The sequence below is a fragment of the Rahnella bonaserana genome, from assembly GCF_019049675.1.
GTDB classification, from domain to species: domain Bacteria; phylum Pseudomonadota; class Gammaproteobacteria; order Enterobacterales; family Enterobacteriaceae; genus Rahnella; species Rahnella bonaserana.
Genome location: NZ_JAFMOW010000048.1, coordinates 31516 through 46961 on the forward strand (window position 1 = coordinate 31516; position 15446 = coordinate 46961).

Below are 15446 nucleotides of genomic sequence, written 5' to 3' on the forward strand. Positions count from 1 at the left end.
GTTTTGATAAGCGCACTCAGGCAAATATTCTTCATTATAGACAAAAAAAGCGCTGAGTTTGCACTCATCGCTTGCTAGTGACAGAATGGTTGTGACAACGTCACCTTTAAGCCCCGTTTATACAGGATGTTCTAAAAAAACGGGCTATACGTCGTCTGGCCGGAATAGATGGATGGGCAATGTGAGGCGCACAGGGGCTAATAAGTTTGAAAAAGCCAGTGATCTGGAGGGTGCAAAATGACCACTACCATTGGTCCAGCGAGTCAGTCGCCCGGCATTAAAAACAAGTTCCCCGGCGAAATACACTCCGCGTTCCCTTTCTATTACTTCTCCCCTTCTGGTCGTTTCAGAGTAACCCGTGAGAGAAGTATGTCCATGGACATTTTGATAGTCTGCCTTGCCGCAAATAACAGCCCCCGGAGCATCATCCATAACAGCAAACACCCAGCCACCTCCATTTGGGACAAGGGTGCGCTGAGGATTCGTTATGTTCACAAGTTTGTAATTTCCCGACTCCAGACGGATAACTTCATAAACATATAACGGATTAGCGAGTTCCTGATCGACACATTTAGGCGCGATGACTTTCATCATTTTGCGTTTAATCAACATTCTATTCAATTTTGTATATTGCTGGCTGTTCAACATTCGCTTACGTCCTTATACATTGAATAAAAGTTGTCACTCACATGTCTTAGCCATCGTCCTCATATCGAAGCTTGACAGGTTAATAAACTTCGCCATATCGCGGCTTTCCGCACGCGGCAGATAAGGTATTTCGCCCAGCAGAGGCGCAGAAATATTGGCGCTGATGGCCTCTATCGTTTCCTGATAATGCGCGAGGCACGGATTAATGCGGTTCGCGACCCAGCCAATCAAAGGTAAACCATCAGCAATAATTGCCTGTGCCGTTAATAACGCATGACTGACGCAGCCTTCCTGAATACCGACCACTAATACCACCGGCATATTTTGCTGGCGTACCCAGTCAGAATAATAAAGATGCGGAGTAATCAATGTTCTCCAGCCATCACATCCTTCAACAACCACTGAATCTGCCTCTTCACGCATGAAATTAAGGCCATTGGTCATTATTTCAAAAACATTCTCGGGGATCTGGCTGGCATAAATATCTTCATCGGCCAATGCCAGAGGGGTTATTTTATTAAAAGGATAAGAAATAGAAGATGACTGCTGGAGAGTTACCGCATCTTTATTTCGAACCCCGTCGGCCAACTCCTGGCTGCCTGTTGCAATAGGTTTATAGCCTAAAACGCAGCGGTCCTGCGCGGCTAAGGCCTGCAGCAAGGCGCGTGTGACAATGGTTTTACCTACACGGGCATCCGTACCCGTGACGAAAAAGTGCGTTAACATGGAATTCAGGCTCCGGGATCTCTCCGTCTTATTGAAAGATAGTCTCCGGTAAGAAAACATCGCAGGAGACAAAGTATCGACAGAAAGTCTAGGCGATGAGAGATGAGAGCGGTTTGCGTTAGCGCAATGTTTTGTCGACTCGGTGAGCAAAAATGACGGAAGGCTTATAGCTATTTTATTAAGATAAGCAGCCTAACGTTATATAAAACTTAGCCTTGCAGTAATTTTATTATCAGCGATCCGCTATATAACGCGTCTTTAACTAATGCCGCGCCGGGCATGGTTCCCTGATTATAGAATTGAGTTGATTCGAGTTTGATATTCTCGCTATATGTGGGAAGTGACTGCTGCTGAATACAGGACATTATCGCGGGATGGAGAATATCCTGAGATAAATTAAGCGGCGAGCCGATGAGCACTTTTTCCGGATTAAACAAATTCACCATGATCGCGAGAATTCGCCCGACGCTCTGACCAACGCTGATAATCACATCGCGCGCCAGCTGATCGCCACGGTTAGCAGCGTCGCAAACAGCCTCAATGGTCAGCGAAACCCCGTGCAGTAAACTGGCTGGAACCGGTACCGTCAGACGCTGACGCACGAGTTCGAGAATACTGTCAGTGCTGGCTACCGTTTCCAGACACCCATGATTGCCGCAATAACAACGCTTGCCGTAAGGATCAACCTGCGTATGACCGATTTCCGCCACACTGCTGCTGCCCGCGTGCAGAACGCGCCCGCTGGTGATCACCCCCACCCCGACGTTATGATCAATCACCACCTGAACAACATTTTTACAGCCACGGGAAGCGCCATAAAGCGATTCCGCCAGCGTCCATGCACCGATGTCGTGCTGCACATAAACCGGCAGACCGGTGTGACCGGAAAGCGTTTCGCCGAGCGGCATATCAAACACGTCATGGTAAAACGGCATACGGTGAACAATGCCCCTGCGTGCATCAATCATTCCCGGCAGGGTAATGGCGATGGCGGTAAGGCGCTCGAGTTTGCGCTGATGGCGGATAAAGAACTGATCGATTTCAGAGATAATACGTTTGAGCAGCGGTTCCGCGCCCTGAACCGGCAATGGCAGCACTTCTTCCACTACCAGTTTACTGCTCAGATCCCGCAAACCTAAGGTGATAGACCCGAGACTGATGCGCGCAGAAAGATAGTGCCAGGCTTGCGTATCCAGCGCCAGACCGATGGCGGGACGCCCGCGGCTGCCGGGATCCTGAAACTCCGTTTCCAGCACCAGATGAGCCTGTAACAACTCACGGACAATCTTGGTGATACTGGCCGGAGCCAGCTGTGCTTTTTTCGAAAGCTCGATACGCGAAATGGGACCAAACTGATCTATCAGGCGGTACACAGCACCGACATTGGTTTGTTTAATCTGGTCGATATGTCCTGGTTGCCCGTCGGGGATCACTCAAGGAACTCCTGTTATTTTCGCGCTTCAAAATAAAGATTAGGGGTATGTTGGAGTTTTTGTTATATGTCGTCAACTATTTGATTCGTTATGTGATTTGGTGCACAAATTGCGTGAAAACACTCTCAGAATTGACTGGAAAAACAGCATGTTCTGGATGAGAAGTCTTTCAGTCATCGCGGAGCAACAACGCCATAAACGCGCGGGTCGCCGCCGTGAGAGGACGCGTCGCATGATTCACCAGCCATAGCTGCGTCGTGCCATGCAGATTGCCAAAGCGCAAATAACGCACGCCCTCCACCTGAATCCGCAGATAAGACGCCGGTAAAATGGATATGCCCAGCCCTGCCGCCACCAGCCCGATAATGGTCAGCGGTTCCCCGACTTCCTGGGTAATAAACGGCGTAATCCCCTGCGCTTTCAGTTGCCCGAGAATATCGTCATACAGCGATGTGCCGACATCTTTGGAGAAGAAAACGAATGGCTGATCGGCCAGATGCTGAAACGTCAGTTCGCCTTCAGCCAGCATGTTAAGCGGATGGTCTTTATGCACTACCGCAATCAGGGGTTCAGTCAGTATCAGATGATGTTCCAGCTCCGCCGGCAGTTCGCCGTTGCGCATAATCCCCAGATCCAGCTTGCCTTCCAGCAACGGTTCGATTTGCTGCTTACTGTTGAGCTGCTCGATGCGGATATTCACGTCAGGATACGTCAGGCGAAAACCATGCAGCGTGCTTGAAACCCGACGTAAAAACGGCGCCGAAGAGGTCAGCCCCAGTGTCAGATTACCGGATTCCCCGCGGTGAATACGCGCCGCCTGCGCCGAGGCCTCATCCACACGCTGTAAAATCTGACGCGCTTCAGCCAGAAAAACCTGCCCCGCCTGCGTCAGGCGCACACTGCGGTTACTGCGGTAAAAAAGCGCCGCTCCGACATGCGCTTCCAGCGCCTGAATTTGCTGGCTCAGCGGCGGCTGGGAGATATGCAACCGCTCTGCCGCGCGGCCAAAATGCAGTTCATCCGCAACCGCGATGAAATAACGTAAATGACGCAGCTCAATGTGACTCATAACGGTGCCCGCTTGATCCTGATTGATACTTTAAACATATCCCTTTTGAGTGATTAATATATTAGACAATATATCGACCACTGTTAAAATTTTCATACATTTTAAAATTTAGTTTTACAGCCCATCGTATTAAGGAATTCCAGTGAAAACCTCCCGGCGGATTTCCGCTGCACCTGCTCAAGATTCTGTTAATGACGACGAATTAAACCCTGACTCGCCAGTCGCCCGCTCCGGTCTGAAAACCCCTTTCATCAAACGAGGCACGCCGCAATTTATACGCGTTACGCTGGCCTTGTTTTCAGCAGGTCTGGCGACGTTTGCATTGCTGTACTGTGTTCAGCCGATTTTGCCGGTGTTATCTCATGATTTCGGCGTTTCACCAGCCACCAGCAGCCTTTCCCTGTCGTTATCCACCGGTTTAATGGCGATTGGCCTGTTGTTCACCGGCCCGGTTTCTGACGCCGTCGGGCGAAAGTCCGTGATGGTTGTGGCATTACTTCTGGCCGCAGGCTGCACGCTGGTCTGCTCTTTTATGCAAAGCTGGGATGGCATTCTGATTATGCGCGCGCTGATCGGTTTGTCGCTCAGCGGTGTGGCGGCGGTAGCGATGACCTATCTGAGTGAGGAAATTCACCCGAGCGTGGTCGCCTTTTCGATGGGGTTATATATCAGCGGGAATTCGATCGGCGGGATGAGTGGCCGTTTAGTCAGCGGCGTTCTGACCGATTTCTTCTCATGGCGTATCGCCGTCGCGGTCGTCGGTTTCTTTGCCCTCGCCTCGGCCTTTATGTTCTGGCGTATTTTGCCACCGTCTAAGCATTTTCGCGCCAGTTCGCTAAAGCCACGCAAGCTGTTGATCAACTTCAAACTGCACTGGCGTGACAGCGGTTTACCGCTACTTTTCGCCGAAGGTTTCCTGCTGATGGGCAGTTTCGTGACCATGTTCAACTACATCGGTTATCGTCTGCTTTCATCACCTTATAACCTGAGCCAGGCGATTGTCGGGATACTTTCCATCGTCTATCTGATGGGGACTTACAGTTCGCCAAAAGCGGGCGTACTGACCGGCGTCTATGGCCGCGGCCCTGTTCTGATCGGCTCGACAGCCATCATGCTGCTGGGAATTTTGATCACCGCCTTCTCGCCGGTGTGGCTGATTTTCATCGGCATGATCCTGGTGACCGGCGGGTTCTTCGCTGCTCACTCCGTCGCCAGTGGCTGGATCGGGCGTCGTGCGCGCCGTGCTAAAGGTCAGGCCTCGTCTTTATATCTGTTCAGCTACTATGCGGGATCGAGTGTCGCCGGGACGCTGGGCGGGTTCTTCTGGCATGCGTACGGATGGTACGGGATCACCGGGTTTATCAGTTTGATGCTGATTGTTGGCGTGGGTGTTGGGTTTAGATTGATGCGGCTTTCTGAGGCAAAAGCGGTTTAACTTGCAGCATGCAAGTGGCAGAGAAAGAGCAGGCTCCAGGAAATCTGCATGAGAATGAGCGTGATCTCTTTCTGATGCAGAAATACTTGTCATAAACAATTAATTTTTTTAATCTGTCGCAATTGTTTGCTCTGGCCTATTGGTTAAATGAAACTAGAAAATATCGCTAATTTCTCCGGGAATATTGTCACTTTTGCCGCGCTGCCCGCGCTGATTTTCTTTAATTATTCTGCCGTTTTATTTTTTTTAAATGAATGGCAATTTCCTTTTCTCTTTATAGCTGCAGCCTTATACATTTTTGCCATTATGTATTACGCAAAAAAACGCGCTTATCCTAATAAATCAGCCAGTGGCCTCTTGTTGATATTGACAGGCGCAACTTGTAGTGCGGCGTTTTATAATCCCTACCCTGATACTTCATTGATAAGTATTTCTGGTTTTTATAATGAAAAAGATGGCGCTTGGGTCAGCAGCAACACCGATGAGAATACCCAGGATATTCTCGGAAAAATTAAAGACACTTGGAATCAGGCGAGCTCAAAAGAAAACCCTTCATTTCGGTTTGCTGAGCCTTTTGCTATCGAGACGTGGCAATTCCCGACATTATTCCTGACCCATCGTTCAAAACAACAGATCATCAAGCTTGCGGAGGAAAACTCAGATTCAGCAGTAATACTGGTGGGTTTCACCCGTGACGGTAAACTTGACACGTTGCATTACAGCCTGAATAAGAAAGCATTTCAACCCAACACACACAGTGTCATTCAAGAAAATAAATGGTTTAACTTGTTACTCTCGAAAATTATTGATAACCCAACTCTCAGCGACAGCCACAAAAGGGAAATTATCGCAAAAATCCTTTTTATTGATTTTAATGCTCGTGCTCTGAGCGTAAGAGCTAATGAAATGGATTATCTTGGCATGGCAAATTTAGTCGTAAAAACGCAAGATGAAGTCATTGCATTACAAAATAAGTATCCTTTTATAAAAGATGAACTTAATTACTTGATAGCAGGCTTAACAGCTTCGTTAATTGACGTCTATAAAGACCAGCTCCCTGAGGAAAAGGCGGCCGACTTGCTGATTCAGGCATTGAGCTACTATCCTTACTACCCTTATTCGGATAAAGAGAGCTTTCAGCGTGCCTATGTCAAATCAAGTTATACAAACTGGCGCCTGAGCAACGACTCTGAAGATGATGTCACATTAATCAATGAGCTACTACAAATCACTAACGCCATTAAGGATCCTGAAACTAAAAGAACCATAATTAATGATTTCAAAAATTATATTTTCCTTACCCATGCCTCACCTGTCATGTTTTATTACATGCTGGAGATGATAAAAACGATCCATCCATTGCTTGAAACGCCTCTCAAAGATGTGGGTCATATTCGTGAATGGGAAGAATATACCGACAATTTTCTCCGACAGCATACCGGCATGGATGATGATTTCATCGATTTAAAAAGCACCGCGTTATATAGCGTGTACTATTTTTGGTTTACTAAAGTGAATCGCAAAAAAGATGCAGCAAGAGTTTTAAAAAAAATAGAAAACATCACAAACTACAATCCAAACATAGTGCCATTTTTAATAAAAATAAATAAAGAGGAAAAGGAAGCACAACACTAACATTCAGTTACTAACAAAATTCTTACTGGCGTAAATATTATTTAAACAAGCATCTCAGCCGCCTGCAGACAGGGTGCAGGAAATGTTCTGTGATGTCGCACGGGAGGATTGACGCACACCGCCTCAAATGATAATTATTATCATGTAAATTTATCCAGTCAGGCAGGTTGGCATGACATTGAACACTCAATCCTGCGCAGCAGCGTCCTGTTGCATCGTCGGGGGCGGCCCCGCAGGATTAATGCTGGGATATCTTCTGGCGCGTAAGGGAATTGACGTCACCGTGCTGGAAAAGCACAGCGATTTTTTGCGCGATTTTCGCGGTGACACCATCCACCCTTCAACCCTCGACATCATCTGGCGGTTGGGGTTTCTTGATGAATTCCTTGCCCTGCCGCATCAGCGTGCGGAAAAGCTATATGGCGAAATCAACGGCAAAGAAACCACGCTGGCGGATTTCAGTCATTTACCCACGCAGTGCAAATTCATCGCATTTATGCCGCAATGGGATTTCCTGAATTTCATTGCCAGCAAGGCCGCGCAACTGCCAAATTTCCGGCTGATCCACAATGCGCAGGTGTTGTCGTTACGGGAAGATAACTGTCAGGTTTCCGGTGTTGTCGCAAAAGTGAACGGTGAAACGCAGCATTTCGATGCCGATCTGGTGGTGGGCTGTGACGGGCGTAATTCCATCGTGCGTGAACAGGCCGGGATGGAAATCCGCCATTATGGTGCGCCGCGTGACGTTCTGTGGCTGAAAATTAGCAAACGGCCGGACGATCCGCAGTGGTCGATGGGACATCGCGGGCCAAAGAAAAACTTCATCATGATCGACCGTGGCGATTACTGGCAGTGCGGTTATTCGATTCCGAAAGACAGCCTGGGTTCGCTCAAAGCACAAGGTATCGCGCCTTTTCTCGACCTGCTGGCGGAAGTGTCGCCATTTGAGCGCCAGCGCTTAGCCGACGATATTCTCAGTTGGGACGACGTACGTCTGCTGGTGATCCGCATCGACCGCCTGAAAGAATGGGCCAAACCGGGGCTGCTGTGCATCGGCGACGCGGCACATGCCATGTCACCGATTGGCGGCGTCGGGGTGAATCTGGCGATTCAGGATGCGGTTGCGACGGCAAATATCATCACCGAGCCGCTGAAAGCCGGATGTCTTACGCTGCGGCATTTGAAGCGCATCCAGCGCCGCCGGACGTTCCCGACGTGGGCGACACAGGCGTTACAGATTATGATCAGTAAAGCAGGACAGAAACAAAGGAAGCGTGCCCCTTCACGGCTGGAAATGTGGCTGCGCGGGCGGAAATTTATACCTTTCCTGTTTGGACGCCTCATCGGTGTCGGGTTTTATCGGGAAATCCCGAAGCTTTGATTTTGGGTTAGCCATCCGAACTGGCCTTAAGATCTAGGTCTAGGTCAACACCTTGGGTTGCCACCCAAACGGGCCTTAAGAGGCGCCTGTCGCTGCGCGATCCCCGAATTTCAGGTCTCGAGCCTCTGGTCTCGAACCATTCATTCGGTGCCATTTTTGAGCACGCCAATCAACGTTTTTAAAAGCTGAAACAGTTCTGCTTTTGAATTTAAGATCGTGGGGGCGATTCAGAAATCTTGCTGAACGGAGCGGCCTGGAGACCCAAGGCTCCAGGACCGAGAGAAGGCACCGCGCAGCGGCAAGATTTCCAGCCTGTCGCGGTGATACCTGAAACATGGTCAGCAAGCGATAGCGCGCAGTTAAAAAAACGCTGGATTCCAAAGGGTTTCGTTTAAAACCCTTTGGGCCCGCGTGGGCGGCGAGCCCACGTCCTTGACCTTAACCTTAACCTTAACCTTAACCTTAAAGCCAGTTTGGTTGGCAACCCAAGGTCTTGTCGATGTGGGCCGACGCCCACGGTCTTGACCTTGAAGTTGAAGTTGAAGTTGAAGTTTTTTAAACGCCTCCCCTTCGTGATCCCCATTAAGCATCACAAATTTTAATATCCCCCCGCTTTTCATCACCCATAATTGATAAGCGTCATTACGCCCGCACCGTTATTTCGGCAAAGTTCCCGCCTTTCATTTGGATCCAAATTTAATCTCGGGGAATACAATCATGCTGGAATTACTGATCGGACTGGTGGTCGCCGTGTTTGTCGGGCGCTATATCATCAAAGGTTATTCGCCCACCGGCGTACTAATGGTCGGTGGTTTGTTGCTGCTGATTATCAGCGCAGTTATGGGTCACAGTATCCTGCCGGAAGGCACTAAAAGCACCGGCTGGAATGCGACGGATATCGTTGAATACGTCAAAATTCTGCTCATGAGCCGTGGCGGCGATCTCGGCATGATGATCATGATGCTGTGCGGTTTCGCGGCCTATATGACCCATATCGGTGCCAATGATGTGGTGGTGAAACTGGCATCGCGCCCGTTGCAGATGATCAACTCACCTTACATTCTGATGGTGGCGGCTTATATTCTGGCCTGTCTGATGTCACTGGCAGTGTCTTCGGCGACCGGTCTGGGCGTGTTGCTGATGGCGACCCTGTTCCCGATTATGGTAAACGTCGGCATCAGCCGCGGTGCGGCGGCGGCGATTTGTGCTTCCCCAGCGGCGATTATTCTTTCTCCTACCTCTGGTGATGTCGTGCTGGCCGCGCAGGCCGCGAATATGCCGCTGGTGGACTTTGCATTTAAGGTCACCCTGCCGATTTCCATAGCGGCCATTGTGGCAATGTCTGTCGCGCACTTCTTCTGGCAAAGTTATCTGGATAAACGCGATACCAGTACTCAGGTGGATGCCGTGGATTCCAATGCGGATGATGTGGTCGAAACTAATGCCCCGGCTTTTTACGCTATTTTGCCTTTCACACCGATTATAGGCGTGCTGATTTTCGACGGTAAATGGGGGCCGAATCTGCATATCATCACCATTCTGGTGATTTGTATGTTGCTGACCGCCATCATTGAAACGCTGCGTAACCGTAACGGCAAAGCCGTATTCGCCGGTCTGGACGTCGCTTACCGCGGCATGGCGGATGCCTTCGCCAACGTGGTGATGCTGCTGGTCGCGGCTGGCGTATTCGCGCAAGGGCTGAGCACGGTCGGATTCATCAGCAGCCTGATCGGACTGGCGCAAAACTTCGGTTCAGGCAGCATTGTCATGATGCTGGTTCTGGTGGTGATCACCGTGCTTGCCGCCATGACCACCGGCTCCGGTAACGCCTCTTTCTATGCGTTCGTCGAACTGATCCCTAAACTGGCGGCAAAAATGGGGATCAACCCGGAATATCTGGTCATCCCGATGTTGCAGGCGTCTAACCTCGGCCGCACAATTTCCCCGGTTTCCGGCGTCGTTGTCGCTGTGGCGGGTATGGCAAAAATCTCACCTTTCGAAGTCGTTAAACGGACCTCCGTTCCCGTGCTGGTCGGCCTGATTGTGGTGATCGTCGCCACTGAAATTCTGGTGCCGGTGCATTAAACCTGCCCGATTTTAATACCTGAAACATTCAGGCTGTATCAGGGCGGCAGCTGAAGACAAGTCCCCGGGAGCATACAAAAGTATGTGACCGGGGCGCGTGAAGGCAGCCAGCGCAGAGACGGCGTGAAGGATTAAGGTATTGATCACATAAATACGATAACGAGAATGCCTCTCACGGGTTAAGCTACTGCGCCTTGAAGGTCGGGGAACTTTCCCTGTGCTGTTTTGATGGCGAAACCAGCGTGAGAAAAGCTTTTATGTCGAATAATCCGGGCTATAAACGTATCGGCGGGTGGTTACTCGCACCGATGGCGTATCTGATTGTGACGCTGCTCAGCGTCGTATTAATGCTGTTTCTGTTTTCAATGGCATTATTTGTACCGGAATCGCGTGAATACTTATTCACCAACTCGCAGGCATTTACCCTGCAATGGTATTTCTCCGTGGTGACCACGCTGGCGATGGGGTTATTTACCGTCGCGGTATTGTGGCAATTCTGTAAGCGCGCAAGAGCCTTACCGAAAATGTATATTATCTGGTTATTATGTACAGTGCTTCTGGCGGTAAAAGCCTTTGCATTCTCGCCAGTTACTGATGATTTGGCCGTGCGTAACTTGTTGTTACCTTTATTGGCCGCCGCCGTCTTTGTGCCTTATTTCAAGCGCTCATTGCGGGTAAAAGAAACCTTCACGGAATAACCCTGAGGTTTTTAATGTTTATTATGTCCGGGCAATTGTCATGACCTCTTATTTATTACTTTTTGTCGGCACCGTGCTGGTGAATAACTTCGTTCTGGTTAAGTTTCTTGGCCTGTGCCCCTTTATGGGCGTCTCCAAGAAACTCGAATCGGCTATCGGGATGGGGCTGGCGACCACGTTCGTCATCACCCTGTCGAATATCTGCTCGTGGATCGTCAACACTTTCATACTGATGCCGCTGGGGCTGGTGTATCTGCGTACCATGGCCTTTATTCTGGTGATCGCGGTTGTGGTGCAGTTCACCGAAATGGTGGTGCGTAAAACCAGTCCGTCGCTGTATCGCCTGCTGGGTATCTTCCTGCCGCTGATTACCACTAACTGCGCCGTACTCGGCGTGGCGTTACTGAACATCAACCAGCAGTTCAACTTTATGCAGTCCGCGCTGTACGGATTTGCCGCCTCGCTCGGTTTCTCGCTGGTGATGGTGCTGTTCGCCGCCATTCGTGAACGTCTGGTGGTGGCTGACGTCCCTGCTCCGTTCAAAGGTTCCTCGATTGCGCTGGTCACGGCTGGCCTGATGTCATTAGCCTTTATGGGCTTCACAGGTCTGGTGAAATTCTAATGTTTGAATTATGGGTAGCGATTGGCGCGCTGACCGCTCTGGCGCTGGTTTTTGGCCTGCTGCTGGGCTACGCCTCGCGTCGTTTTGCCGTGGAAGGCAACCCGGTTGTCGATCAAATTGACGAGATCCTGCCGCAAAGCCAGTGCGCACAATGCGGCTATCCCGGCTGTAAGCCTTACGCCGAAGCGGTCGCCAATGGCGACAACATCAATAAATGTGTGCCGGGCGGCGAAGCGGTGATGCTCAAACTGGCAACCCTGCTGAATGTCGAGCCGCAACCGATGGGCGAAGACGCCGCAGCGGCAGTGCCGGTGCGTAAAGTGGCCTACATCGACGAGAGCAACTGCATCGGCTGCACCAAGTGTATTCAGGCCTGTCCGGTCGATGCCATCGTTGGTGCCACCCGTGCCGTGCATACCGTCATTACTGATTTGTGTACCGGCTGTGACCTTTGCGTCGCGCCGTGTCCGACTGACTGCATTGAAATGCTGCCGGTAAAAACCACCACCGCAAACTGGAAATGGGATTTACAGTCCATTCCGGTTCAGATCATCCATGCGGAGTAACATGTTTAATCTGTTTGCCGCGCTCAAAAAAGACAAAGTCTGGGACTTCGATGGCGGTATTCATCCGCCGGAAATGAAGACTCAGTCGAGCCACGTTCCGCTGCGCAACGTGCCGCTGCCTGAGCGCTTTATCATTCCTTTGCAGCAACATCTTGGCCCTGAAGGCGAGCTGTGCGTAAAAGCCGGCGACCGCGTTCTGAAAGGTCAGCCGCTGACCACAGGCCGTGGCCGCACCGTGCCGGTACATGCGCCGACGTCCGGTGTGATCACCGCCATCGAGCCGCACATTACCGCGCACCCTTCCGGCCTGAAAGAACTCTGCGTGTTGATCGACGCCGACGGCCAGGACACCTGGTGTGAGCGTGAATTTATTGCCGATTATCGCCAGCTTTCTGCCGATGAACTGAACCAGCGCATCAGTCAGGCCGGTATTGCCGGGCTGGGCGGCGCAGGTTTCCCGACGGCCAGCAAACTGGCTGGCGGCCTGACGTCTACCCGCACACTTATCCTCAACGCTGCTGAATGTGAGCCTTACATCACCGCCGATGACCGGCTGATGCAGGAACATGCGGCGGAAATCCTTGAAGGCACGCGCATTCTCTGCCACATGCTGCAACCGGAACGCGTGCTGATCGGTATTGAAGACAACAAACCGGAAGCCATTACCGCCTTTAAAAATGCCATTAAAGCCGAACAGGCCGAAGGCGTGCGCATTGAACTGCGGGTGATCCCGACCAAATACCCTTCCGGTGGCGCAAAGCAGCTGACTAAAATCCTGACCGGCCTCGAAGTGCCGAAAGGCCACCACTCGTCGTCCATCGGCGTGCTGATGCAAAACGTCGGTACCGTATTTGCCATCAAACGCGCAATTATTAACAGCGAACCGCTGATTGAACGCGTGGTGACGCTGACCGGCGAAGCGATGGCAAAACCGGGCAACGTCTGGGCACGACTGGGCACACCGATTGAACATCTGATGCGTGAAGGCGTGTTGCAACCGCAAGGCGACAAAAAGATGGTGATTATGGGCGGCCCGCTGATGGGCTTTACCCTGCCGTCGCTCAATGTGCCTGTGGTCAAAATTTCTAACTGTCTGCTGGCACCTTCTGAGTCCGAACTCGGTCAGCCGGAGCCGGAAGAAGCCTGTATCCGTTGCAGCCTGTGCGCCGAATCCTGTCCGGCCGGATTACTGCCGCAACAGCTTTACTGGTTCAGCAAAGGCGAAGAACACGAGAAAGCGCGTAAGCATAATCTGTTCGACTGTATCGAATGCGGCGCCTGTGCATACGTCTGCCCGAGCAACATTCCGCTGGTGCAGTATTACCGTCAGGAAAAGGCCGAAATCCGCGCCATTGATGCAGAGACTGCCCGCGCCACCGAAGCCAAAGCACGCTTTGAAGCTAAACAGGCGCGTATGGAACGCGAGAAATTAGCGCGTGAAGAGAAACACCAGAAAGCAGCGGTAAAACTGGACGAAGCTCCCGCAACCGAAGCGCCGGTCCACGCAGCCGACGCCGATCCGCGTAAAGCCGCGCTGGCCGCAGCCATTGCTCGTGCGAAAGCGAAGAAAGCCGCCGCTGAGCAGGAAATCCCGGTGGCTTCTGAGCCGGTGCCTGAGACTCCGCCTTCTGGGGAAGACGACCGCAAAGCTGCCGTGGCTGCGGCTATCGCCCGCGTGAAAGCGAAGAAAGCCGGAAACAGCGGCGTTGTGGTCGAAGCGAAAGACAGCGAACTGGCCGTTACCCCGCAGGCGCCGGCAGAGGATGATCGCAAAGCTGCTGTCGCCGCTGCAATTGCGCGTGTGAAAGCCAAAAAGGCCGCTGCGGCACAACCTGCAAATGGCGAAGAAAACGTGACAGCGTCACCTGCCGAGCCTTCCGCGGACGACAAGCGCAAGGCCGCCGTCGCCGCTGCTATTGCCCGTGCTAAAGCCAAAAAAGCCGCTGCACTCAGTGAAGCGCAGGACGCAGAGCCGGAAGAAAAAGAAACATCACAACAAGAAAGCGATCCACGTAAAGCCGCTGTGGCTGCTGCGATCGCCCGAGTTAAGGCCCGTAAAGCCGCTCAGACCATGTCGAACGAGGAATAGATGGCCTTCAGGATCGCAAGTTCACCCTTTACACATAACCGCCAGAACACCAGCACCATCATGATGATGGTGATCCTGGCGTGTATTCCCGGCCTGATCGCTCAGGTCTGGTTTTTCGGTTACGGCACGCTGGTTCAGCTGACGCTGGCTATCGTGATTGCCCTGCTGGCGGAAGGCGCAGTATTGCAGCTGCGCAAACAGCCGGTAAAAAAACGTCTGGGTGATAACAGCGCCCTGCTGACTGCTGTTTTGCTGGGCGTCAGTCTGCCGCCGCTGGGGCCGTGGTGGATGGTAGTGCTCGGGACAATTTTCGCCATCATCATTGCCAAACAGCTTTACGGCGGTCTTGGACAGAATCCCTTTAACCCGGCGATGGTCGGCTATGTGGTGCTGCTGATTTCTTTCCCGGTGCAGATGACGACCTGGCTGCCGCCGGATGTTTTACAGCACCATCACGTCGGGTTCACTGATACGCTGCTGACCATTTTCGCCGGTCACAACAGTCAGGATCTTACCGCGTATCAGCTGAATATGAACGTCGATGGCGTGACGCAGGCGACACCGCTGGATGCGTTTAAAACCGGTCTGCGTTCCGGCCATACTGCCGATCAGATCCTCGGTACGCCGTTGTTCAGCGGCACGCTGGCCGGTCTGGGCTGGCAGTGGATTAACCTCGGTTTTCTGGCCGGTGGCCTGTTCCTGATGTGGCGCAAAATCATCAGCTGGCACATTCCGGTGGCCATGTTAGGTATGCTGGCATTTTGCGCAGGCATTGCGTGGGGTCTGGCACCAGAAAGCTATTCCTCACCACTGGTCGGGCTGTTCTCCGGCGCAACCATGCTGGGTGCGTTCTTTATCGCCACCGATCCGGTCACCGCGTCTACCACGCCGAAAGGCCGCCTGATTTTCGGCGCATTGATTGGTTTACTGGTATGGCTCATCCGCAGCTACGGCGGTTATCCGGATGGCATCGCCTTTGCGGTTTTACTGGCGAATATCACCGTGCCATTGATTGATCACTACACACAACCACGTGTTTACGGGCATCGCTGAGGAACA

At 51.7% G+C, this 15446-nt stretch carries 13 protein-coding genes; 9 read left to right on the forward strand and 4 right to left on the reverse strand.

Features of this window, described 5'->3' with window-relative positions; all coding sequences use genetic code 11:
* Window positions 1-144 precede the first annotated feature (144 nt).
* From J1778_RS02315 to J1778_RS02330, 4 genes are all read right to left on the reverse strand, one after another.
* Window positions 145-648, reverse strand: coding sequence for a hypothetical protein (locus J1778_RS02315; protein ID WP_217171810.1), 504 nt, complete (start codon window positions 646-648; stop codon window positions 145-147).
* A gap of 33 nt (window positions 649-681) precedes the next feature.
* Complete coding sequence (gene bioD / locus J1778_RS02320) at window positions 682-1374, reverse strand: dethiobiotin synthase (protein WP_217171811.1); 693 nt, start codon at window positions 1372-1374, stop codon at window positions 682-684.
* A 209-nt stretch (window positions 1375-1583) separates the two neighbouring features.
* Entirely contained in the window at window positions 1584-2807 is a 1224-nt protein-coding gene (mlc, locus tag J1778_RS02325; protein ID WP_217171812.1) for a sugar metabolism global transcriptional regulator Mlc, read from the reverse strand.
* 169 nt (window positions 2808-2976) lie between these two features.
* Window positions 2977-3876, reverse strand: coding sequence for a LysR family transcriptional regulator (locus J1778_RS02330; protein ID WP_217171813.1), 900 nt, complete (start codon window positions 3874-3876; stop codon window positions 2977-2979).
* 142 nt (window positions 3877-4018) lie between these two features.
* Between J1778_RS02330 and J1778_RS02335 the strand changes: the two genes are divergently transcribed.
* The 9 genes from J1778_RS02335 to rsxD all read left to right on the forward strand — a co-directional run bounded on the left by J1778_RS02335 (window position 4019) and on the right by rsxD (window position 15440).
* Window positions 4019-5311 carry an MFS transporter gene (locus J1778_RS02335; RefSeq protein ID WP_217171814.1) on the forward strand — a complete coding sequence of 431 codons (1293 nt, stop codon included), beginning with the start codon at window positions 4019-4021 and terminating at the stop codon, window positions 5309-5311.
* A gap of 147 nt (window positions 5312-5458) precedes the next feature.
* Window positions 5459-6946 carry a hypothetical protein gene (locus tag J1778_RS02340; protein ID WP_217171815.1) on the forward strand — a complete coding sequence of 496 codons (1488 nt, stop codon included), beginning with the start codon at window positions 5459-5461 and terminating at the stop codon, window positions 6944-6946.
* A gap of 172 nt (window positions 6947-7118) precedes the next feature.
* The gene (locus tag J1778_RS02345) at window positions 7119-8327 is read left to right on the forward strand and encodes an FAD-dependent oxidoreductase (RefSeq protein ID WP_217171816.1); all 1209 of its coding nucleotides are present in this window, start codon (window positions 7119-7121) and stop codon (window positions 8325-8327) included.
* A gap of 717 nt (window positions 8328-9044) precedes the next feature.
* Window positions 9045-10412, forward strand: coding sequence for an anaerobic C4-dicarboxylate transporter DcuC (gene dcuC / locus J1778_RS02350; RefSeq protein WP_217171817.1), 1368 nt, complete (start codon window positions 9045-9047; stop codon window positions 10410-10412).
* 257 nt (window positions 10413-10669) lie between these two features.
* Window positions 10670-11110, forward strand: coding sequence for a DUF2569 domain-containing protein (locus tag J1778_RS02355; protein ID WP_217171818.1), 441 nt, complete (start codon window positions 10670-10672; stop codon window positions 11108-11110).
* Window positions 11111-11150: 40 nt separating this feature from the next.
* Complete coding sequence (gene rsxA, locus J1778_RS02360) at window positions 11151-11732, forward strand: electron transport complex subunit RsxA (protein ID WP_095922116.1); 582 nt, start codon at window positions 11151-11153, stop codon at window positions 11730-11732.
* On the forward strand, window positions 11732-12298 hold the full coding sequence (gene rsxB, locus J1778_RS02365; RefSeq protein ID WP_217171819.1) for an electron transport complex subunit RsxB: 567 nt from the start codon (window positions 11732-11734) through the stop codon (window positions 12296-12298). The genes rsxA and rsxB overlap by 1 nt, the downstream gene beginning before the upstream one ends.
* A gap of 1 nt (window position 12299) precedes the next feature.
* Window positions 12300-14387 carry an electron transport complex subunit RsxC gene (gene rsxC / locus J1778_RS02370; protein ID WP_217171820.1) on the forward strand — a complete coding sequence of 696 codons (2088 nt, stop codon included), beginning with the start codon at window positions 12300-12302 and terminating at the stop codon, window positions 14385-14387.
* Complete coding sequence (rsxD, locus tag J1778_RS02375; protein WP_217171821.1) at window positions 14388-15440, forward strand: electron transport complex subunit RsxD; 1053 nt, start codon at window positions 14388-14390, stop codon at window positions 15438-15440. It abuts the gene before it with no gap.
* Window positions 15441-15446 lie beyond the last annotated feature (6 nt).